We start from the raw sequence: 20760 nt of genomic DNA, 5'->3' as shown, positions 1-20760 counted from the left end.
TTTACGGGTAAGTAAGAGTGTCAGAGGCAATTGGGCAAATAAAAAGACCCTCAAATGGGGGTCGCCAGTAATAAAGCCTTGTAGGCGTGTGAGAAAAACCGCGCCTTGAAGACGCGGATTTTTATTTAATTCTTTCTAAGACGCCTTTATTCTTTACAATGTTCTTATAGTCAAATTGGACTGTAAAAGCCTCTTTTACCCACGTTTTAATCAAAGACATAGGTAGATTAGCTTTTGGACTTAAAATGATTCTAGCGGCTTTAAATGAGCCGACAGGGTCTAATCCTTTTTGGTTTTCAAAAGCTTGACCACTCCAAAACATCAGTTCCAAACCATGCTTCTTTAATGAATATCCAAACAGTGGATTACCATCATCAAAAAAGACAACTGTTCTATGCCAAATTTTAACCTCTAAGTTTGGTGCAAGTTTTTCAAGTTCTAAAAAGAGTTGATTTGCATTATCCTTGAAGTCACCTAAAGCATCATTATACGCAACAATATCTGATCTCATTTTAATCACCTTCTTTAAGTACCAACTATATTATATAAAGAAAGAGATTTAGATATTTTAAAAACACATCAAATTGTAGGAATTTGTTCGATAATTTAATATCTTATATCATAGATATAATGTATTTTTTAATAAGAAATTTTTTCTCAAATAAAATTTATAAACTTTGTTGACAAATGGTAATAACTTGGTATAATTATACATGCGCATTAAGTGGCCCGTTGGAGAAACGGTTAACTCACATGCCTTTCACGCATGCACTCACGGGTTCGAATCCCGTACGGGTCACCATCTTGTTTGCACCCATAGCTCAATTGGATAGAGCGTTTGACTACGGATCAAAAGGTTAGGGGTTCAAATCCTCTTGGGTGCGCCATTTTAATACCAAAAACGCGCTTAAATAGAGTCTACGATAGACTCTTTTTTTTCGTCATTATTTATAAGCAAAAATTTGATTACTAACACTATCCTTGATATTATGATAAAATCAAGGAAATTAAGGTATTAAAAAAAGCAGCATAATTTAAGAACTAAAAGACATCCTTTGTTCAGTCAAAAGCATTAAATTTAAAAGATTTAATAAGATAACAGGAGGTTCCTTATGGATCAAGAAAAACATTTTAAGTATGTTATTTTACCTGAATTAATTCTTTTGGCAGCAACACTTCTCAATGTCTTAATGTTGTTTCTAAATACATCACTATATGTCTTAGCATTCATCATTTAGTTAGCTTTAGTTACTGGATTTGTTTTATGGATGGTAAAAGGTCAAAGTATGCCATTCGTTGATGATAAGGTGAGGCTCAATCATCTTTATCGATTGAATTTTATTTGAACAGTTGGTTTAGTCTATTTTATTTTGTTGATACCGATTGCATCTAGTTTTATGGGTGAACCTTCGTCAATCGGTCTATTAGATCGAAAGTTATTCGCTTTACCATTTGGAATATTAATATGTATACTAGGATTTATCATGATTCGCTTGATTTTGAGTTTAAAACATCCAATGCATCGTATAAGAATGGGTAAACTTATTATATCAGGTTGGATTTGGAGCATTCATGGTATTTATTATGGCACTTCATATTGAACTAGGTAAACTTCAACCAGATGGTTGGATATACCGAGATCACCCAAATCAAATTGTTGCAATCTATATTGTGATAACTGGTGGAGTCTTACTTTTAACTGAATTGATTTCATGGATTGTAAGATATGGAAGTAAATTACATCAAAGAAACAGAAAAGAATCAATAGAATGAAAGTCAAGATGCTTTGAGGTTACTCAAGGCATCTGTTATTACATTATAAATATATATTTATAATTTTTAATTTTACCTCTTGAAAAAACAAACAAATTAGCGTATATTTTAAGAATAGTTTTTATATGACCCCATGATTAAAAAGCATAAAATTTACTTTAAATCCACGCTTTAAAAAATCTTTATGGAATTTGATATTAAGTTATCGAAAGTTGTTGACAATATCTATTCCATTTGATACAATAATTAAGCATGTGAGCATCGGGAAGTAGCTCAGCTTGGTGGAGCACCTGGTTTGGGACCAGGGGGCCGCAGGTTCAAATCCTGTCTTCCCGACCATCCTTTGCGGGTGTCGTATAATGGCTATTACTCCAGCCTTCCAAGCTGAAGACGGCGGTTCGATTCCGCTCACCCGCTCCAAGTTGATAGAATAGGTTTGATACAATCGTATCAGGCCTTTTTTTGTTTGGCAGATAGGGTGTTTTTTCCTTTATGCCAGAAAAGTATAAAAATTATATTATTTAGTATTGGACGATTAAATGTTAAAAATGGGCGGAAACAGAAAAATCTAAACTACAATTTAACGATTACTCAACAATTTACACGATTACAAGTTAGATTTACACGATTACCATTGCTCTGCTATGAAAAAGTGGGACACATAGGTACCACCTAAAAGAACATATTGTATAATATAAAAATATAAGGAGCAGAAAGCCTATGAATGAGTATAGTGTTGACTTCAAACTAAAGATTGTTAAGATGATATTAAATGATCACATCAGTAAAAAATCCATTATGAGGGAATATAACGTCGCTACCAAAACACAAAGACAGTGGGTAGAGAAGTATCAAACAGAAGGGATCAGTGGTTTAATAACTAAAAGAAAAATAAGAGATAAAATACCAACGAATCAAGAAGAAGCATCAATTGAGTCTTTAAAGCATGAAATACTCATGCTTAAAGTAGAAATAGAACGTTTAAAAAAAAGGTTATAGCTCGGAGGATGTCAAATACTTAAAAAAAAACAACTTCTAAATTATGAGTATAGTTTGATCCATAAGTTCAGAGTTAAATACTATATAAACGACTTGTGTGAATATATCGGAATTAGTAGGAGTGGATATTATAGATGGTTAATGAGAATAGATATTAAAACACCAAGACAAGAAACAAAAGAAACACTCAAACAGCTCATTAATAATTACCATACTATCCATCCTGAAAAAGGGTATAGAGCAGTTAGAAAAGATATATTCAATGATACTGGATGGATATATCAAGTTACTTAATGTATCAGTGTTTTAGAGAAATGGGCATCTATTCTAAAGCGCGTAGAAGAGCGTTTAGAAGACCAAAAGGTGTATCGGATAAGTTTCCAAATGTCATAGGTGGAAATTGGCAAACAAGAAGACCATTTGAGAAAGTATGTACAGATACAACCATAATTATACATCAGAAAAAGAAATATGATTTAAATCTTCACATCGATGTTTTTAATAATGAGATTGTAGGATATGACCTAGCTAATTATCATCATGGTAATGGTGTGATGAATCATTTAAGAAGTTTAGAAGATTTCTTACGCATCAAAGAACAAAGGGGATATGGTGAACACCATACCATCCTACATAGTGATCAAGGTAGAGTTTATTCATTCGTTAAGTTTGAGAAGACACATCAAACATATCCAATCACCAGATCAATGAGTCGAGCAGGAACGCCTACAGATAATCCAGTCATTGAATCACTTATTGGATGGATCAAAGGTGATTTGAAACACTATCTAAAATTACATGACTTTGGTGATATCAAAAAAGCTATAGAAATCTATGTAGATTATTTTAATCATCATAGAGTAGCTTATCGATTAGATTACTTAACACCAGTTGAATATCGAACTATAAAAGGCTTTAATTAAAAAAGCCACACATCTAGAAAATGATGTATGATAAAATATAAGTATCAAGGATATAATAATATCACTTTTTATTTCTCAAAGGTGGTACCTATGTGTCCTAGAAAATCATAGCAGTGCAGAGGTTAAGTGGGTGGCATTAGGTGGCATTGAGCATATAGGGTATTTGTTGGTAAGTTGTACCATTTTGATAGCGGGTATTTTTTTGATTAAGAAGATCAGTCCCTTTTGGCAAGAAGTTATCTTTATGCTACTTGCTCTCACTGGTGCTTTCGGTATTTTCTTTAGATATGCCATGCATCTATCCTTTGATAGAGGCTTTGATTTCATCACGCTATTGAAACAGCAACTGCAGGTATGCAATTTTAACTTTATTTTATTGCCCGCTGCAGTATTCACTAAAAATAAACGTATTAAAAATTATTTGTTTGGATTTGCATTATTTGCTGCGTCCACTACATTGATTACCTATAATCGTTCATTAACACAATTACCTTGGTATCATATATCTTTTATTAATTTTTGGATGAATCACTTCATTGCGGTTTTATTGCCGACACTCATGTTGGCAAGTGGTCGCTATTATCCAGAGAAAAAATATATGATGTCTGTATCTATCATGGTACTGCTTTACTTTGCATTATCGGGTTTTGGTTCATGGCTCTTGATGACCTATGAAGGTGTTTCTAGAATGGACACATACTCATTTGTCTTTGTTCCAGAAGGGGTATGGATATTTGAATGGCTATATAGTTGGATTCCGATTTATTTTGTATATTTATTACCCATCTATCCAGTGTTGGTTTTATGGTTATACGGTTTTGCACATGTATTTGAAAACAAGAAACATCATATTATTGAAAAACATCATACATAAAAGCAGATTTATATATGCAAAAGGCATTGAAATTGAATCGTAGTAAAAAAGGTTTTACACTTGTTGAGTTGATTGTTGTGATCGCTATTGTAGCCATTCTATCAACTGTTGCAGTCGTTAGTTATACGACATTTTTAGAAAGTGCAAGAAATTCAAAGGCACAACAGGAATATAGTCAACTAGAAACAGTTGCACGCAGTGAATCATTGTTGAATACAGATGATCCAGTTCATTTGGTCAATCTATCATTTACGGTTGATCTTTCAGTTGATCCAAAAGATGATGCTGAATTAGTGGAAGCACTTAAAGAGGCGCTTGAAACTTGGTTTGATGATTTAGCAGAGAGTATTGGATTAACAGGAAGCACAACGGCGGTTGTATCCGCAAGTTTATCATCCGAGACCTCTACGGTGACATTGACCTATACAACGCCAGATGGTGGTAAACATACTACAAGTTCATTTAACGTAAACTATACAACTGCATAAAGCATAGTTGAAAATCCTTATGGAAAGTTGTGTGTGCAGTCATATGGAAAACGGATTGATGATGACATATGAAGATATGATATAAAAATGCCAAATACTGTGCAATTTTGTTCTCAATGAGACTAAAAACAAGGTGATGTGATGAAAAAGGGATTTACGTTGGTTGAAATGATTATTTCTATTGCGGTTAGTGCAATTCTGTTACTCATGGTGACGATGATAGCTGTTTTTTCTTCGCACATGCTATCGCAGAGAGATGAGCAGAGTTATATGGAGGAAATCATACTGCTGGATCAATACTTTCAACAGTTGTTTGATCAGGCTCAACAGATTGAAATTGATGCACATACACTCAAGGTAGATGATGATTTCATCTCTTTGACGCAGTATTCACTCATTAAGACACACACAAATGGCCATTCGAGCGGCCATCACAGGACACTTAGTCTTTTCAACATTGCATACGAATGACACCATTGGCGCGATTACGCGTATGGCGGATATGGGCGTGCCTAGATACTTGCTGGCGGATGCATTGCTGGGCGCAATTGCCCAAAGATTGGTTAGAAAACTTTGTTCAAACTGTAAAAGAAGTGCTCTAACCACGCCGGCTGAGACAGATAGACTGAAACTTAAAAAACCACAAACCATCTATCATGCAGTTGGATGCAGAGCATGCCATCAAACTGGTTACTATGGCAGACAAGCAGTTTTTGAAGTCATTGGTATGACGCATGATATGAAACAAATGATTGAAAATGCCCACGTTCATGTGGATGAAATCAGAGGCAAAGTGCTTGAAAGTCAAACCATGATGATTATTGACAGTTGTCGTAAACTGGTTTTAGATGGTGTTACGTCAATTGAAGAGTATGATACACTCACAAGTTTTGAAAACGAATAAATAGGGAGGAAATATAGACCATATGAAAACAAGGTTAAAAAGGGGATTTACATTAGTAGAATTAATTGTTGTGATTGCCATTATTGCTATCTTGGCAACGGTGGCAACCGTCTCTTACATGGCATATGTGGATCATGCAAACTTAAGTTCAGATAGACAGGAAGTCGCTCAATTAAACAGTGCGCTGACTGTTAAGAAATATCAACTCAATTTTAATGCACCACAAACCATGCAGGAAGTAAGAGATTTGTTAGATGAATTGATAGAGGGAGATTTTAGGACACATCCTAGATCTATAAATCAAGGATATCATTATTGGTTTGACATCAGTAGTCTCCAGCTGCAATTAGCTAAGAACATAGATGATTTACCGGAAACAAACGGATTTCAACTGAGTCTTGGAAGACCGGTTAATACATCTAATAGTTCTGTATGGAACTATGTTCCGGAAGCATTTGCATATGAAACAAATAAATCATACTTGTTTCTAGATCAAAGCGGATCCGAACTTTCAAACATAATTTCATCTTTTTATAGTGTAAGTAACTATGAAACATTTACACAACTCATACAACGTGTTGGCTCAGCATCTCTGTATCAACATGAATTTGAAACCATTCTTAGTCAAACGCTATTTTTCACAAATGAAGGGAACTATTCTTTAGACCCCTCCTCGGCAAAATCAACTATGTTTGAAAAAGACATTGAATTGATTACGAACAACTTTTTTGATGTAGAGGGTGAATTATACTCAGATGTTAGATTGACTCAATTGACTCTGATTAAGTTTCCATCAACGGTTCAATACATATTCTCAAAATCTTTACCGATTGGAGAGAACACCAAACTCATATTTCCTAATATGGTTGAATTTGAACCTGATTTTTTAGATTTAATGGATCTTGATGAACCGTTAGATTTTCCGACAATAACCATAGGGAATGACGAGTATACGCTGGATGGTGAGTTTAAGGATGAACTTACGGATATGCATAATGTTCCTATCCTATTGCATTTTATAAATGGATATGAGATTAAAGAGTTCACACTCAGTTTTCCAAATGGTGATATAGAATTGATGACTCCTATGGATATCTATCATTCTGGCAACGAAACTTTAAGATTAAAACTGAGCAATTTTAGTAATGTGAATGATGGTGTTATTGTATCGGATAAAAGGGTTACCTATACATCCAGTCAAGAAGAAATTGCTGAAATCGATCGTAGGGGTGTGATTACAGTTCATGAGTACGGGGAAGTTACATTCACAGCAACCTCTGTTGCTGATACGTCCATCAGCAGAAGTGTCACGCTTTACGTGAGTGCTATTACCAATATGCAGATTTTGGAATCAGGTAATATCATCAGCGAAAATGATATTTTAAATATTAGAAATAAATTTTATAATCCGGATGTTCCAGAAATTGGCAATGAAATTCAATTGTCTATTGGAGAAATATTCTTCAATACCGGAAGCGAAAATGTTTCCGGTCTGAATCATGACAAATCAGTTACTTTCACATCAAGTGAAACGAACATAGCCGTGGTAAGCGATTCAGGTTTGGTTAGTATTTTAGCCAGTGGAGATTTTTCAATCACCATCAGTTTCAATCAATATGATGTCCAAAAGACAATCCTCTATAGATCTGCATTTAAAGAAGAAAATTATTTGATTAATCATTTTGACAATGAAAACTTCTTGTATGTAATTGGAAACAGTAATACTTTTGAACTTGATTCCATCGCTTCCATTGCGCAGAATGTAGATTTAGAATTTGTTATTCATTTGAGTGTACTTGATCAAGTAGACAATGGATCTGTCATGAGTCAAACCGGAAGTTTTTCATATACATATGATACGGTTGCACGTGTCGTTAAATTCACTGGTACAGGTGTGGCGAAACTGGTGATATCTGTCATGGCGGATGTTTTTGAAACAGGTGAGCCAATTGCCATAGATACTTTGGAAAAAGCAATCGAAGTCGTTAATGGTTTTAACGTAGTCAGCTATGAACAACTCAGATCAAATCCAGGTTCAACACGTGTGATGCTCAATAGTTTTACTGCAACCACACTTGGAAATGCAACATTCAATAATAACGCCATACTATATGGAAACGGATTTACAATTGATGTGGATATTACGTTTGAACAAGCCGGCGGACGACTCATTACACTGGACAACGGAACAATTGACAATGTCATCATCGATGGCCCACTTGTACCATACTACAATGGTTCTAGCACGTCGAATACAGATGGTGCAATTGATGGTGCATACTTTATTCATGGAATTTATTCAAGTGGAAATGATAAGATTTACAATTCCTATATTTCAGGTTTTAGAAATCAAATTAGGACATTCAGTGCGACAAGTACACAACTGTATATTGAAAATACGAGATTTGAAAATGGATTCATGAACATTAACATCTTCAGTAATGTTGAACTGACATTGAAAAATGTAACAACAGTACAAACGGTACAAACTGTTAAAGATAAGAATAACACAAATGTTTCCGTATATGGACTGGGTATATTTGCTGAAAACCAAAATGCCGGAAAAATCATTCTAGAGGGTGAGTTTAATCAGTATAACTGGGTTAATCAATCATATGTTTCATATCTGCCAAGTGACTTTAGAACAAGCGTAAATACTTTTTTCAGCGGAAGTCAACTGAATAATTTTAAACATAATATCAACGGTACAACACATATTAATACAGGGCTGTTATCGACAAGTCCGATTACGCTTGAAGATCGTAGAGACGCAAGTACACAAAACGAAATCACATATGCACAAACACCATTTACGTTTACATATTTGGGTCAATCAGTGCAGGGGTATTTCGCTTCTCATGCTCAGACAAGTTTGATTAAGGATCAAAGCATTGTTGATTATGGATATTTTGTCAGCACGCCTTATAGTGTAGAAGTTCAACGATCAATTGGAACCGTCATCACATATCAAAACACTGGATTTCCAAACGAGGTTGAAACACCATATATTCAATCAGGATTAATTCCAAAGGCTGAATATACGGAGCATCAATTGCGTAGTATGTTTGTAGTTAATAAATTCGGTGTACCGCTACAAATCAATGAGATGAGAATTGAAAAATCAGATGGAACATTTGTCTATAGCGTTGCAGGAACATTTGTGATACAAGGCAATTTTGATGGTATTCTAAACCTTCAGTTTACTGTATTTGATAATTATTCATATAATCCGGACGGCAGCTTCAATGGACAGGTTAATGAAGTCAGGTTTTACCATCAGTTTTCTACAAAGGTGACGGGACTAACACCTGCAGTTTTAGACACATCAGGCATCACGCAAGGACAATCAGCCAATAATGCTACGAAATTCATCGAAAGTGGTCGTATTGGTGACTATGATAATCAAAGGGGATTATTATTGAACAATATTTCAATTTTGGATTATGTATTCTTAGAAAACGGAAGTATCGTAGAAAAACGTTTTACAACATTGCAGGATATTAAAAATCTAGTTTCTTCTGGCAAGCTCATCATTACTGTCAATGGAGAAGTCAAAGACATCTATGCAGACAAGAACAACGTGATTGTTGTGATGGATGCAATTGAAAATAATATTGTTAACAATAGATCATACAATGTTGTTTTTACCTACATTGGGACAACCGGAAATATTTCTGAAACACGCACGTTCAATTGGAGTTATACAAGTATAGGTGGAGGACTTTTTGGTATTTATACTGGCCGAATCAGTCCGGATAGCATGAGAATAAGCAGTACTATCATTAATAATAACAATAAATTGAATTAACATGAAAAAAACGATAATTATTATAGGTGTCATTCTTATCACCATCATAGCTGTGGCAACAACGTATTATGTCATACGAGAAGTTGACAATAATAAGATGGTCGGTATTTATGTGTCATCAGAACCAGCAAAAAAAGTATACTATATCGATGAAACATTTGATGCTTCAGGTCTTTTGGTGTATGAATATTTAAACAAAGGCATTGGTCAGGTTATTCCGAACGATCACCTCACTTTTGAAAATTTTGATTCTAGTGTTGAAAGAGAATCTTTAAGAATTACCATTCGCTATCAAACCTACACAGCCTCTTTTTTAATTAGTATAGTTCAAAGAGAGGTTATTGTACCTACCATTACTAGTATCTCAATTGAACCGGGATTCATTGACACATATTCGGTCGGAACACGATTAGTTGATGTGGCAATGAATTTGACACTTCTTATTACCTATTCTGATGAAACAGTGATTATATTGTCTGTGAATCCTGCATACGTCAGCGGATTTGATTCTACCGAGGCGAAAGAGGATTTAGTGCTAACTATAACCTATTATGATGAAAATACAGGTCTACAACATCAGACACATGTAACGATTCAGATTATCGATTAAGTGAAGTGCTTGATGAAATAAAAAACGTCATCTAACGATGACGTTCAGACTGTTTACAAATACACTATTTTTAAAGAGGTTAAACTCTACTTAATTGAAAATAGTGTTTTTTATTGCATAAATTTAGAATTTTAGAAAGAAAAAAACATATAGATGAAGGCAACTTAGCTAAGTAATTAGCCATTTTCTTCATATTCATTGATGCAAAAATCAGCAAGGTGGGATCACTTACTTTTTTAAGTCCTCGATAATGAGTATAACGACCAAAATGTCGCTCTTTAAAATCTATAAATGGTTAAATAAGAGTACGCAATAGTGTGCACATAAGAATCCCCAATTCTTAGCACTTAAAGCGAACTCTTTTTTGATAAAATATCATCCATGAGAGGATGAATATTTATGACAAAAATGTAAATGTCAATACGAAATTAGGTCAATATATTGGTGCGAAACTAGGTCACTCTTAATTAGCTAACCAATCTTTTGTTTCTTTGATTCTGTATGAATCACCTTTAATATTTATAACTGTTGCTTTATGTGCCAGCCTATCTACCATTGCTGCAGTTAGTGTTGGATCACCAAAGATTTCTTCCCACCTATTAAACGTTAAGTTAGTAGTAATAATAATTGACTTTGTTTCATTTCTCATTGATAGTAAATTAAATAATAATTCACTACCTTCTTTATCAAATCCTATATAACCAAGTTCATCAAGTATGACTAAGTCATATGTGATGAATCTTTTTTTATAATTAGTTAATTGATTTAAGGTCATTGACTCTTTAAGCTCAGTTATTAGATTTGGAACGGTTATATATAAAACATTTTTCATTTTCATACATGCACTAATACCTAAACCAATCGCTGTATGAGTTTTACCTACTCCTGGATTACCCACTAATATTACGTTTCTTCCTTCATCTAAAAATCTTAGGGATTGAAGTTCTCTAATTTGATTAGAAACTTCTAAAGGGAATGCACCTAACTTTAGATCACCTAAGTATTTAAGATAAGGGAACTTAGCTGTTTTAATTCTGCGGTCAATGCCGTTAGACTCTCTTGCTTTAACTTCATTGGTTAAGATAATCTTTAAGAACTCTTCATAGCTGGCCCCCTTATCCATTGTCTCGCTAATTGATTGAGAATAACTGCTTTTAACATATGATAATTTTAATTTGTGTCCCACTTTTTCATAGCAGAGCAAGAGGTTCAACTAAAAAACTAGACAAATGAGTGTCTAGTTTTATTTTTTATGCAAGTTATACATAATATCGTGTAAATTACATTAAATTATTTTAAGTATATGATAAATTATTATTGTGCGAAATTGAAGGCATATATCGACTTTCAACAGATAAAAATCAACTCTCTCAATGAATCAATTGTTTATAATTGGTAAATTGGATTAATTTCGTTATAATGAAAGTATAGACAGGAAGGAATCATCATATGAATAAGAACTACTTAACTGTTGCAATGGTTTTTGCTATATTAGGTCTTGTTGGATATTTGCCTTACGCACTTATGTTTTTGATTGTTGGCTTATTAGGGATAGAAGATGTAGATTTTTTTATGAACATGTCAGTTTTTGTAATAGTTGCTGGTGGTTTATCAGCCGCAAATATCATAGCATTCATCAGACTAAACAAAGCAAAAACTAATCCTAAAATGCGCAAAGAAGTCTTAGGATGGGGAATCTATTTGCTGATTGGTGGTTATTTAGTCGGTGGTATCATGGGGATTATCGCAGCTAACTCTAATGAAGAACCTGAGTTCACAAATCGCACCAATTTGACAGTAGAAGAAAAGTTGATGAAATTAAGTAACCTTTATGATAAAGGTTTAATCACTCAAGACGAATATAAATTACGAAGAAAACGAATCGTAGAGGAGATTTAAACATGAACAAGACATATTTAACAATTGCACAAGTTTTAGCAGGTGTCAGTGCGGCATTCTTTCTATTTGCAGGTTACTTTAGTGTTGTCGTTGTTGCATTTAATATTATCGCAATCTATTATTTAGAATTAGCTAAACAAGGCAAGGTATCAAAGAATGTAGTAAAAGGTTGGAGCATCTGTTTATTATTTACAGCAACACTTGCTGGTATTCTAGGATTAATTGCTGTTTACAGTGATGGGCAAGTTTCATCCTCAAACACAGAAGAAAAGTCAATAGAAACATTATTAAGAGAAATAGATGAACTCTATGAAAAAGGGATCTTATCAAGAGAAGAATACGAATCACGTAGAAAGAAAATTATTGAAAGGGTATAGGGAATAAAATGAACAAAACATTATTAACAATTGCAGCAGTACTGTCATTTTTAAGTGCTGCAGGCTATGCATTATTTAGCTTTGTATTGATTGGATTAAACAGCTATAGAGATGAGATTATTGCATCAGGTGGTTCACCAGCTGAAATTACTGAGTTATTACAAATGATAGATGCATTAAATCGAATAACATTTATTATTATCGTATTCTTAGTGCTTAATATTGTTGCAGGTGTTAGATTACTTGCTGCAAAAAATGGTAAAGCAACTAAGAATGAAGCGATTGGTTGGAGTATCTACCTATTCGTTGGTGGTGGACTTGTTACTGGTTTACTTGCTGTTTTAGGTGCTACATCAAAAGAACCTCAAGCAGTTGGTACATACGTTGATCAAAACGGTGCAGTTGGTACACTTGAAAAAAGATTAAAAGAACTTGATGAACTCTATCAAAAAGGTGTTATTACTAAAGAAGAATATCAAGAACGTCGTGCAAAAATTATCGATAACGTATAATGAAAAATAAGCCATCTAATTTCTAGATGGTTTTTTTTCATATTTATTTGCATTAAGAAGCGTTTTCCTATACAATAAAAGTTGTGAATTAGCTAAATGACGGAAGAGACATGCAAAACGATATAAAACAACTAGATTCCTACAAAACTCAATCAGCTCATCGTGAAACGTTCGCGATTATGATCTGGTATTTCCTCGCGAGCTTCGTGTATTTAGTCTTATCTGACTGGATATTGCAATCACTTGTTAGTGATCCTGTTTTTATGTCACTTGTTCAAACTTGGAACGGTGTCGTTACTTTAACTTTAATTGGTTTAACTTTTTACGTGATTATTTATAAACAAATTAAATCTCATATGGAAAAGAGCATGCATTTATCACATGTTTTTTCTGAGTTACAAACCAAAAACGAGAAATTAACTGAATTAGAATCTAATCACTATAAACTTGCATATTATGATTCATTAACAGGTTTAATGAATAAGAATAAGTTAGATCAAAAAGTAGAAAAATTAATTCATCAAAAAGTACCATTTGCAGTTTTATATATTGATATTGATAACTTTGGTGTCATTAACGAATTAAAAGGTTACGAATGGGGCGATAACGCACTATTTGAAATTGCACAAGAATTAAAGAAAAAGGTAAATAGCAAGTTAGTTGCAAGAATGTCTGAAGATGGCTTTGTAATCGTTATGGAAAAAGTTACCGATTATCAAGAAGTGCTTTCAATTACAAAAGCAATTCTAGCTGATATTAAAGTACTCTTAAGAAAACAAAGTGAAGCATATTTCTATTCAGCATCTGGTGGGGTTGCAATGTATCCTAATCATGGTGATCGATTCCAAGATGTCCTACGTTATGCAAACTTAGCACTGAGTGAAGCTAAACGTAAAGGTAAAGATCAAATTGTATTCTATAATGAAGCAATGCAAGCATTAAAAGAACGTGAAGTATTCTTAACAAATCAAATACATCACTCATTAGATAAAGATCATTTCTATGTTGTTTATCAACCCATCTTAAAATTTGCAACTAAAGAACTCATTTGTACAGAAGCACTCATCCGTTGGAATCATCCTGAAATTGGAAACATTCCACCAAATGATTTCATTTATTTAGCTGAATTGAGTGGTTCAATCATTGAATTAACCGATTTAGTTTGCGAGTCCGTATTTAAACAATTAAGAACTTGGTTGAATCAAGGCTTAAGAACGATGGTATCAATAAATATTTCTGCTAAAGTATTAATGCATCCTGAATTTATCAATAAGATTAATCATCTTTCAGATATCTATCAAGTAGAGAAATCATTAATTGTTATTGAAGTAACAGAGTCTGTTTTAATTGATAATATTGAATACTCTTTAAATGTTTTAAATCAACTTAAAAATGAAGGTTACATTATCGCACTTGATGACTTTGGTTCAGGGTATAGTTCATTAAACTATTTAAAACACTTACCTGCACATGTGATTAAGATGGATAAGAGTTATATCGCAAACATTGATCAAAGCGAAAAAGAGAAGCATTTCTTGAAGTTTGTCGTTGAACTAACGCATTCACTTGATATGCGTATCGTTTTAGAAGGTGTAGAAAAAACTAAACAAGAAGAAATCCTATCTGAATTTCAAATTGATTATGTTCAAGGGTATTTATACTCTAAACCAATTAAAGCAGAAGAACTATTTGAAAAATACGTAAGAAAAGTCCTCTAACTAAAGAGGACTTTTTCTTACATTTGAGATTCAATTCTTTCTTTTCTTGTTTGATATTCTTCTTCAGTGATGATGCCTCGGTTATATAACTTCTCAAGTTCTGTAAGTTTTGATTCATTAAGAGATGTTACCACTTTTGGTGCCTCTACTGGGTCTACTTTAACTGCTTTTTCTTCAATACCAAGGAACACTGAGGCATATAATGCAAGAATTGCTAAAAGCGCTGCAATTGTTTTTAATACTGAGAACATATCACCATAAGTTACAAATGGTGAAACTGCTGCAAGTAATACAAATGAGACACTTAAGGTAATCAAGGTTAAGTTTTTAGTAAACTTTGTTTCAAACTTAGTTTGTGTATTATGTACAAGATTGAATAATGCTGCAATTTCAAATAAAACATGTGCAATTAATAAACCAGTTGTGAAGAGAACTTCAATATCTCTATTTTGAATCACCAATCTAAATGCAAGTGATGAGGTTAGTCCATAAACAATATTTAATCCACCATAGACAACCAATATAATTGATACAACCTTATCAAATTTCTTAAATTGAAGTAGCAGCATAAATGCTATTGAAATTAATACGATCACATCAAGTGCTTGTCCGATTGTTAATAAGGAGTTACCATAATTATTTTGAAAAACAAATGAAGCGATTTGAGTAATGAGTATTGCTATTGAAATCGATAATAATTTAGTACTATATTTTCTATTCATACTTAATCTCCTTTGATGATATTTTAACAAGTAATTAGTTTTTTTACAAACAATGTATGAAAAGCTAGTCTTATCAAATGAAAAGAGACATATATTTTGATATGATGAAAGTATAAAGGAGATTGATCTTATGCGCTATGGGGTTATTGATCTAGGATCAAATACAGTTAGACTTGTTGTCTATGATATCATCGATCAGAACAACTTTAAAAAGGTATATTCAAGAAAAGAAGTGGTAGGCCTTGCATCCTATCTTTTACCAGAAGGTTATCTATCTGATATGGGTATTCTTCGTGCAATTGAAGTTGTTAAAGAACTAAAAGAGGATAGTGAATCATATCAAACAGATAAACTTTTTTTAATTGCAACTGCAACCGTTCGTAATGCAAGAAACCAAAATGAAATCGTAAATCGTATTCATATGTCAACGGGTGTTAAAGTTACACTGCTTTCAGGGTTAGAAGAAGCGAGTGTTGGTGTATTGGGTATTAAGCATGAATTCGACTTTAAAGAAGGGGTCGTCATTGATATTGGTGGTGGTTCAACCGAAGTGTCAACTATCTTTGATAAGAAAGTTGATCAAGCAGCTTCGCTTCCTGTTGGTTCATTAAATGCTTATATTACATATGTTAAAGATATGTTGCCGACTGAAAGTGAAATTAAGTCAATTAAAAAAGGTGTCATTCATGCTTTGGAACAAGCAGAAATAAAGAGACTAAAGATGAATGTCATTTACGGTATCGGTGGTACTTTAAAAGCTGCCAAAGCACTTTATGAAGGTATGATGAATAAACACCTAGATTACTTAACAAAAGAAAATATTCTACATATCATGCGTAAAATAGATCCTACAAAGAAAAGTACTTATTTAAACCTGATTAGACTTGTACCTGAAAGATTCCATACAATTATGCCAGGACTTGTCATCCTCGAAACTATCTTTGAATATTTTGATGCAGAACGTCTATATATTGGTAAGAATGGAATCAGAGAAGGATATATCTTAAGTCAAATGAAGAAAAAAGCCTAGATTAGGCTTTTTTTATATCATAAGACCACCTTTAGAAAGGAGAACTTCTAAAGGTGGCACTCAAAAAAAGGTTGATTAATTTATTTTTCTTTCTGTTATAAACCTTTCATCTTTAATTGTAACTTGATATTCAAGATGTGGTTCAATTTGTTCATTAATGATTGCTTGTGCAATATAGGTTTCTAAATGTCTTTGAATAAAGCGTTTAAGTGGTCTTGCACCATACTTTTCATCATATCCATTTTTAATGACATATTTTTGAACTTCATCATCAAATGTAATATGGATGTTTTGTTTAAGTAGACGTTCACTGAGTTCATTTAACATCTTACGTGCAATTGAAACTTGTACTTTAAAGCCTAAGGCATTAAATGTAATAATCTCATCAATTCTATTTAAGAACTCAGGTTTAAATGATTGTTTAACAAGGTTATCTACCTTGGTTTTAGCATCTGCTTGATCACCAAGTAAGAATTCAGAACCGATGTTAGAAGTCATGATAATGACTGTATTTTTGAAGTCTACAGTTCTGCCTTGACCATCCGTTAAGATACCATCATCAAGTACTTGAAGTAAAACATTAAATATTTCAGGATGTGCTTTTTCGATTTCATCAAATAGAACAATTGCGTAAGGCATTCTTCTGATAGCCTCAGTTAATTGACCACCTTGATCATATCCAACATATCCTGGAGGAGCACCAATTAATCTAGATACATTATGAGATTCCATATATTCACTCATATCAAATCTAACCATATGGTTTTCTGAATCAAATAATATATCTGCAAGAGATTTTGCAACCTCAGTTTTACCGACACCGGTAGGTCCTAAGAATAAGAATGAACCAATTGGTTTCTTTTCATCCTTGATGCCTGCTCTTTGGCGAATAATGGCGTCACTAATGAGTTTTAATGCATGATCTTGACCAAGTACACGCTTAGCAAGATATGATTCTAAATTGCGTAATTTTTCTTTGTCACCAGATAATAGTTTAGTTACTGGAATATGAGTCCATTTAGCGACGATTTCTGCAATTGAATCCGCAGTAACAACTTCAGTTAGAAGTTTGTTACTATTATCTTGGTTAGATGACTCATTGATTTCTTTTTCAAGTGCAGGAATTTTAGAATATTGAAGTTCTGCAGCTTTCGAATAATCACCAGCATTGTATGCAGTTTGAAGATCATTTTTTAATTTTTCTAATTCAGCTTTTTTATTTTTAATTTGTTGAAGAGAGTCTTTTTCCTTTAACCATTTTTCTTTTAAAGTCTTCTCTTCTTTTTTAAGTGATTCTAAATCAAACTCAAGTTTAGATAATCTTTCTTTTGAAATTGCATCCGTTTCTTTCTTTAAGGCACTGCGTTCAATTTCAAGTTGTAAGATTTTTCTTTGTAGGTCATCTAGTTCAACTGGCATAGAGTCGATTTCCATACGAACAGAAGCACAAGCTTCATCAACTAAATCAATCGCTTTATCTGGTAAGAAGCGATCTGTAATATATCGACTGGATAAAGTAGCAGCAGCAACGATTGCATTATCTTGAATTTGAACACCATGGTGTGCTTCAAAACGATCTTTTAGACCACGTAAAATTGAAATAGAATCTTCAACAGTAGGTTCAGTGACTAAGATCTTTTGAAAACGACGTTCAAGGGCTGAATCTTTTTCAATATAGTTTCTATATTCATTTAAGGTTGTCGCACCGATACAATGAAGTTCACCACGTGCAAGCATTGGTTTTAGCATATTAGATGCATCCATTGCACCATCTGCACGACCAGCACCAACAATTGTATGTAATTCATCAATAAAGAGAATAATGTTACCATCAGACGCTTTTACTTTATTTAAAACAGCTTTTAAGCGTTCCTCAAATTCACCTCTAAACTTAGCACCAGCAACAAGTGCAGCTAAGTCAAGTTCATAGACGATTTTGTCTTGAAGGCTTAATGGGACGTCTTTTTCAACGATTCTTCGTGCTAAACCTTCAACAATTGCAGTTTTACCAACACCAGGTTCACCAATCAACACAGGATTGTTTTTTGTTTTACGTGAGAGAATTTTAATGATACGTCTAATTTCTTCATCACGACCAATCACTGGGTCAATTTTACCTTGTTTAACGGCATCTACAATATTACGTCCAAATTTATTTAATAATTCAGGATCTTTTGAGTAATCTTCCATCATGTTAAATTGCATATAAAGACACCTCTTTTCTGAAATCACTTCTATTATAAAACGTTTTAATTGGCACTGTCAAGTAAAGAGTGCTAATTATGTATGTTTGTGTAAGGAGAAGACACCTTGTAAGTGCAAGGTATTGGAAAATATATGAATATCATATATAATATAGTGCAGACAATTTCAAGTGAAGGAATGAGTTTTATGGAAAACCAAAAATATCAAGTATTACTGTATTACAAGTATGTAAATATTGAAGACCCTGAAGCATATATGCAAGAACACCTAGCCTTTTGTAAATCAATTGGTGTTTTAGGTCGTATCTTAATTGCTAAAGAAGGTATCAATGGTACTTTATCTGGTACAGTTGAACAAACACAAGCTTACATGGATTATATGCATGCAGACCCAAGATTTGCAGATCTTTTCTTTAAGATTGATGAATCAGATGGACATGCATTCCGTAAGATGCATGTCAGAGTTAAACCTGAACTTGTTAATCTTTCATTAGAAGAAGATTTTAGCCCAACAGAAGTGACTGGTAAATATTTAACACCTGAGGAATGGTTAGAAGCTTTAAAAGATCCTAATACTGTTGTATTAGATGCAAGAAATGACTACGAATATGATTTAGGACACTTTAGAGGTGCGATTAAACCGGACATTCGTGCATTTAGAGAATTACCTGGTTGGGTTAAAAAGAATAAAGAATTATTAGCAGGTAAAAGAATTATTACTTACTGTACGGGTGGCGTTCGTTGTGAAAAGTTCTCTGGTTGGTTAGTTAAAGAAGGATTCGAAGACGTTGGACAACTACATGGTGGTATCCACACTTATGGACGTGACCAATTAACACAAGGTCAACTGTGGGATGGTAAGATGTATGTCTTTGATGAAAGAATCGCTGTTGAAATTAATAAAGTAGATAAACAAGTTGTTGGTAGAGATCACTTTACTGGTGAACCATGTGAAAGATATATTAACTGTGGTAACCCAGAATGTAATAAACAAATTTTAGCAAGTGAAGCAAGTGAAGAGAAATTTATGGGTAGTTGTTGTGATGAATGTCGTACACATCCAAGAAACCGTTGGGTAATTTCTCATGGATTCTCTATGGAAGATGCAAGACGCCGTAATGAAGAATTAAAACTTGCAACTGCGAAAGCCTAAGTGCTTGTCATAATTTAGGGGAGAGAAAAATGACAAGAGTGCTGTTTGTATGTTTAGGTAATATTTGTAGATCACCAATGGCAGAAGCAGTATTCAAAGATTATGCTGCAAAAAAAGGTTTAGCAGCAAAATTTCATTTTGAATCACGCGCTACATCAAACTGGGAACAAGGAAATCCTGTTCACCCAGGAACGATGGATATATTAAAAAAATATAACATAACATTTAAAGATAAAAAGAGTCAAAGAATTACTGAACGTGACTTTTTAGAATATGACTACATTATCGGAATGGATAAAAATAATTTAAAATTCTTGAAGAATTTTGAAGAAGGTTATTACAAACATAAAGTTTATCCATTTATCAAAAGAAAAGACGTACCAGACCCATACTATACAGGTGATTTTGATGAGACATATGAACTCTTAACGAAGCACATGGATAGATGGTTTAAGTTATGGCTTGAAGATACAAAATCTCGTTGACAATTTGGGGTCAAAACGTTATAATAAAGAGGCGTTTGGTCCCGTAGCCAAGTGGTAAGGCAGAGGTCTGCAAAACCTTTACGCGTCGGTTCAAATCCGATCGGGACCTCCAAATATCTTATATACCTTGAAATAAATGCCCTTCATAGGGTATTTTTTATTATGTTGGTCGTAGACTAACATAAAACCACCTGCTATGCGGGTGGAATCAAAGGAGCAGTAGGGATAAACAAAAAGAATCCTCTTGGTTGGTATAATGGTAATGACCAATTGCCTTACAC

At 33.5% G+C, this 20760-nt stretch carries 22 protein-coding genes and 5 tRNA genes; 23 read left to right on the top strand and 4 right to left on the bottom strand.

The genetic code is table 11. From position 1 onward, the window contains the following. Nucleotides 1–121: 121 nt before the first annotated feature. Nucleotides 122–511 carry a hypothetical protein gene (locus JV173_RS06940; protein WP_205735582.1) on the bottom strand — a complete coding sequence of 130 codons (390 nt, stop codon included), beginning with the start codon at nt 509–511 and terminating at the stop codon, nt 122–124. A 215-nt stretch (nt 512–726) separates the two neighbouring features. Between JV173_RS06940 and JV173_RS06935 the strand changes: the two genes are divergently transcribed. From JV173_RS06935 to JV173_RS06870, 15 genes are all read left to right on the top strand, one after another. Further along, nucleotides 727–802: transfer RNA gene (locus JV173_RS06935), tRNA-Glu, on the top strand. Nucleotides 803–810: 8 nt separating this feature from the next. Then, nucleotides 811–887 (top strand) — tRNA-Arg (locus JV173_RS06930). 225 nt (nt 888–1112) lie between these two features. Then, nucleotides 1113–1238: a hypothetical protein gene (locus JV173_RS07130; RefSeq protein ID WP_276208436.1), complete on the top strand. Its 126-nt coding sequence runs from the start codon at nt 1113–1115 to the stop codon at nt 1236–1238. Nucleotides 1239–1572: 334 nt separating this feature from the next. Further along, nucleotides 1573–1773, top strand: a complete 201-nt coding sequence (locus JV173_RS06925; RefSeq protein WP_205735581.1) for a hypothetical protein — start codon at nt 1573–1575, stop codon at nt 1771–1773. Nucleotides 1774–2035: 262 nt separating this feature from the next. Then, nucleotides 2036–2112, top strand: a tRNA-Pro gene (locus tag JV173_RS06920). Between the two features lie 6 nt (nt 2113–2118). After that, nucleotides 2119–2193: transfer RNA gene (locus JV173_RS06915), tRNA-Gly, on the top strand. Between the two features lie 300 nt (nt 2194–2493). Then, on the top strand, nt 2494–2772 hold the full coding sequence (locus JV173_RS06910; RefSeq protein ID WP_205735580.1) for a helix-turn-helix domain-containing protein: 279 nt from the start codon (nt 2494–2496) through the stop codon (nt 2770–2772). A gap of 141 nt (nt 2773–2913) precedes the next feature. Continuing rightward, nucleotides 2914–3066, top strand: a complete 153-nt coding sequence (locus JV173_RS06905; protein WP_205735579.1) for a hypothetical protein — start codon at nt 2914–2916, stop codon at nt 3064–3066. After that, entirely contained in the window at nt 3045–3695 is a 651-nt protein-coding gene (locus JV173_RS06900; protein WP_205735578.1) for a DDE-type integrase/transposase/recombinase, read from the top strand. The genes JV173_RS06905 and JV173_RS06900 overlap by 22 nt, the downstream gene beginning before the upstream one ends. Before the next feature lie 130 nt (nt 3696–3825). After that, nucleotides 3826–4569, top strand: a complete 744-nt coding sequence (locus tag JV173_RS06895; protein WP_205735577.1) for a TMEM164 family acyltransferase — start codon at nt 3826–3828, stop codon at nt 4567–4569. 32 nt (nt 4570–4601) lie between these two features. Continuing rightward, entirely contained in the window at nt 4602–5057 is a 456-nt protein-coding gene (locus tag JV173_RS06890) for a type II secretion system protein (RefSeq protein WP_205735576.1), read from the top strand. A gap of 141 nt (nt 5058–5198) precedes the next feature. Then, nucleotides 5199–5528, top strand: coding sequence for a PulJ/GspJ family protein (locus JV173_RS06885; protein ID WP_205735575.1), 330 nt, complete (start codon nt 5199–5201; stop codon nt 5526–5528). Next, nucleotides 5470–5961: a GspE/PulE family protein gene (locus JV173_RS06880; protein WP_205735574.1), complete on the top strand. Its 492-nt coding sequence runs from the start codon at nt 5470–5472 to the stop codon at nt 5959–5961. Before JV173_RS06885 ends, JV173_RS06880 begins: the two co-directional genes overlap by 59 nt. A 22-nt stretch (nt 5962–5983) precedes the next feature. After that, entirely contained in the window at nt 5984–9769 is a 3786-nt protein-coding gene (locus JV173_RS07125; RefSeq protein ID WP_205735573.1) for a prepilin-type N-terminal cleavage/methylation domain-containing protein, read from the top strand. 1 nt (nt 9770) lies between these two features. After that, nucleotides 9771–10379, top strand: coding sequence for a bacterial Ig-like domain-containing protein (locus JV173_RS06870; protein WP_205735572.1), 609 nt, complete (start codon nt 9771–9773; stop codon nt 10377–10379). Nucleotides 10380–10842: 463 nt separating this feature from the next. Here the strand turns inward: JV173_RS06870 and istB are convergent, their stop codons facing one another. Next, complete coding sequence (gene istB, locus JV173_RS06865; RefSeq protein ID WP_443608282.1) at nt 10843–11592, bottom strand: IS21-like element helper ATPase IstB; 750 nt, start codon at nt 11590–11592, stop codon at nt 10843–10845. 236 nt (nt 11593–11828) lie between these two features. Between istB and JV173_RS06860 the strand changes: the two genes are divergently transcribed. The 4 genes from JV173_RS06860 to JV173_RS06845 all read left to right on the top strand — a co-directional run bounded on the left by JV173_RS06860 (nt 11829) and on the right by JV173_RS06845 (nt 14885). Beyond that, entirely contained in the window at nt 11829–12278 is a 450-nt protein-coding gene (locus tag JV173_RS06860) for an SHOCT domain-containing protein (RefSeq protein WP_205735570.1), read from the top strand. Nucleotides 12279–12280: 2 nt separating this feature from the next. Next, nucleotides 12281–12655, top strand: a complete 375-nt coding sequence (locus tag JV173_RS06855; RefSeq protein ID WP_205735569.1) for an SHOCT domain-containing protein — start codon at nt 12281–12283, stop codon at nt 12653–12655. 8 nt (nt 12656–12663) lie between these two features. Beyond that, nucleotides 12664–13167: an SHOCT domain-containing protein gene (locus tag JV173_RS06850; protein ID WP_205735568.1), complete on the top strand. Its 504-nt coding sequence runs from the start codon at nt 12664–12666 to the stop codon at nt 13165–13167. A 206-nt stretch (nt 13168–13373) separates the two neighbouring features. Continuing rightward, nucleotides 13374–14885, top strand: a complete 1512-nt coding sequence (locus tag JV173_RS06845; RefSeq protein ID WP_205735567.1) for a putative bifunctional diguanylate cyclase/phosphodiesterase — start codon at nt 13374–13376, stop codon at nt 14883–14885. A 17-nt stretch (nt 14886–14902) separates the two neighbouring features. Here JV173_RS06845 and JV173_RS06840 read toward each other — a convergent pair whose 3' ends face one another. Then, entirely contained in the window at nt 14903–15607 is a 705-nt protein-coding gene (locus tag JV173_RS06840; RefSeq protein ID WP_205735566.1) for an SHOCT domain-containing protein, read from the bottom strand. A gap of 130 nt (nt 15608–15737) precedes the next feature. Between JV173_RS06840 and JV173_RS06835 the strand changes: the two genes are divergently transcribed. Next, the gene (locus JV173_RS06835) at nt 15738–16637 is read left to right on the top strand and encodes a Ppx/GppA phosphatase family protein (RefSeq protein ID WP_205735565.1); all 900 of its coding nucleotides are present in this window, start codon (nt 15738–15740) and stop codon (nt 16635–16637) included. Nucleotides 16638–16712: 75 nt separating this feature from the next. Here JV173_RS06835 and JV173_RS06830 read toward each other — a convergent pair whose 3' ends face one another. Next, complete coding sequence (locus JV173_RS06830; RefSeq protein WP_205735564.1) at nt 16713–18842, bottom strand: ATP-dependent Clp protease ATP-binding subunit; 2130 nt, start codon at nt 18840–18842, stop codon at nt 16713–16715. A gap of 186 nt (nt 18843–19028) precedes the next feature. On the opposite strand from JV173_RS06830, the gene trhO reads away from it, so the two are divergent. The 3 genes from trhO (at nt 19029) to JV173_RS06815 (ending at nt 20591) form a co-directional block, all read left to right on the top strand. Further along, entirely contained in the window at nt 19029–19994 is a 966-nt protein-coding gene (gene trhO, locus JV173_RS06825) for an oxygen-dependent tRNA uridine(34) hydroxylase TrhO (protein ID WP_240453036.1), read from the top strand. 29 nt (nt 19995–20023) lie between these two features. After that, the gene (locus JV173_RS06820) at nt 20024–20479 is read left to right on the top strand and encodes a low molecular weight protein-tyrosine-phosphatase (RefSeq protein ID WP_205735562.1); all 456 of its coding nucleotides are present in this window, start codon (nt 20024–20026) and stop codon (nt 20477–20479) included. Nucleotides 20480–20516: 37 nt separating this feature from the next. Further along, nucleotides 20517–20591: transfer RNA gene (locus tag JV173_RS06815), tRNA-Cys, on the top strand. Nucleotides 20592–20760: the final 169 nt, after the last annotated feature.

It is taken from the genome of Acholeplasma equirhinis (assembly GCF_017052655.1).
In the GTDB taxonomy this organism is placed as follows: Bacteria; Bacillota_I; Bacilli_A; order Acholeplasmatales; family Acholeplasmataceae; genus Acholeplasma; species Acholeplasma equirhinis.
Note: the sequence above shows the minus strand (reverse complement) of the source record. Positions and strands in the feature narration are given on the sequence as shown.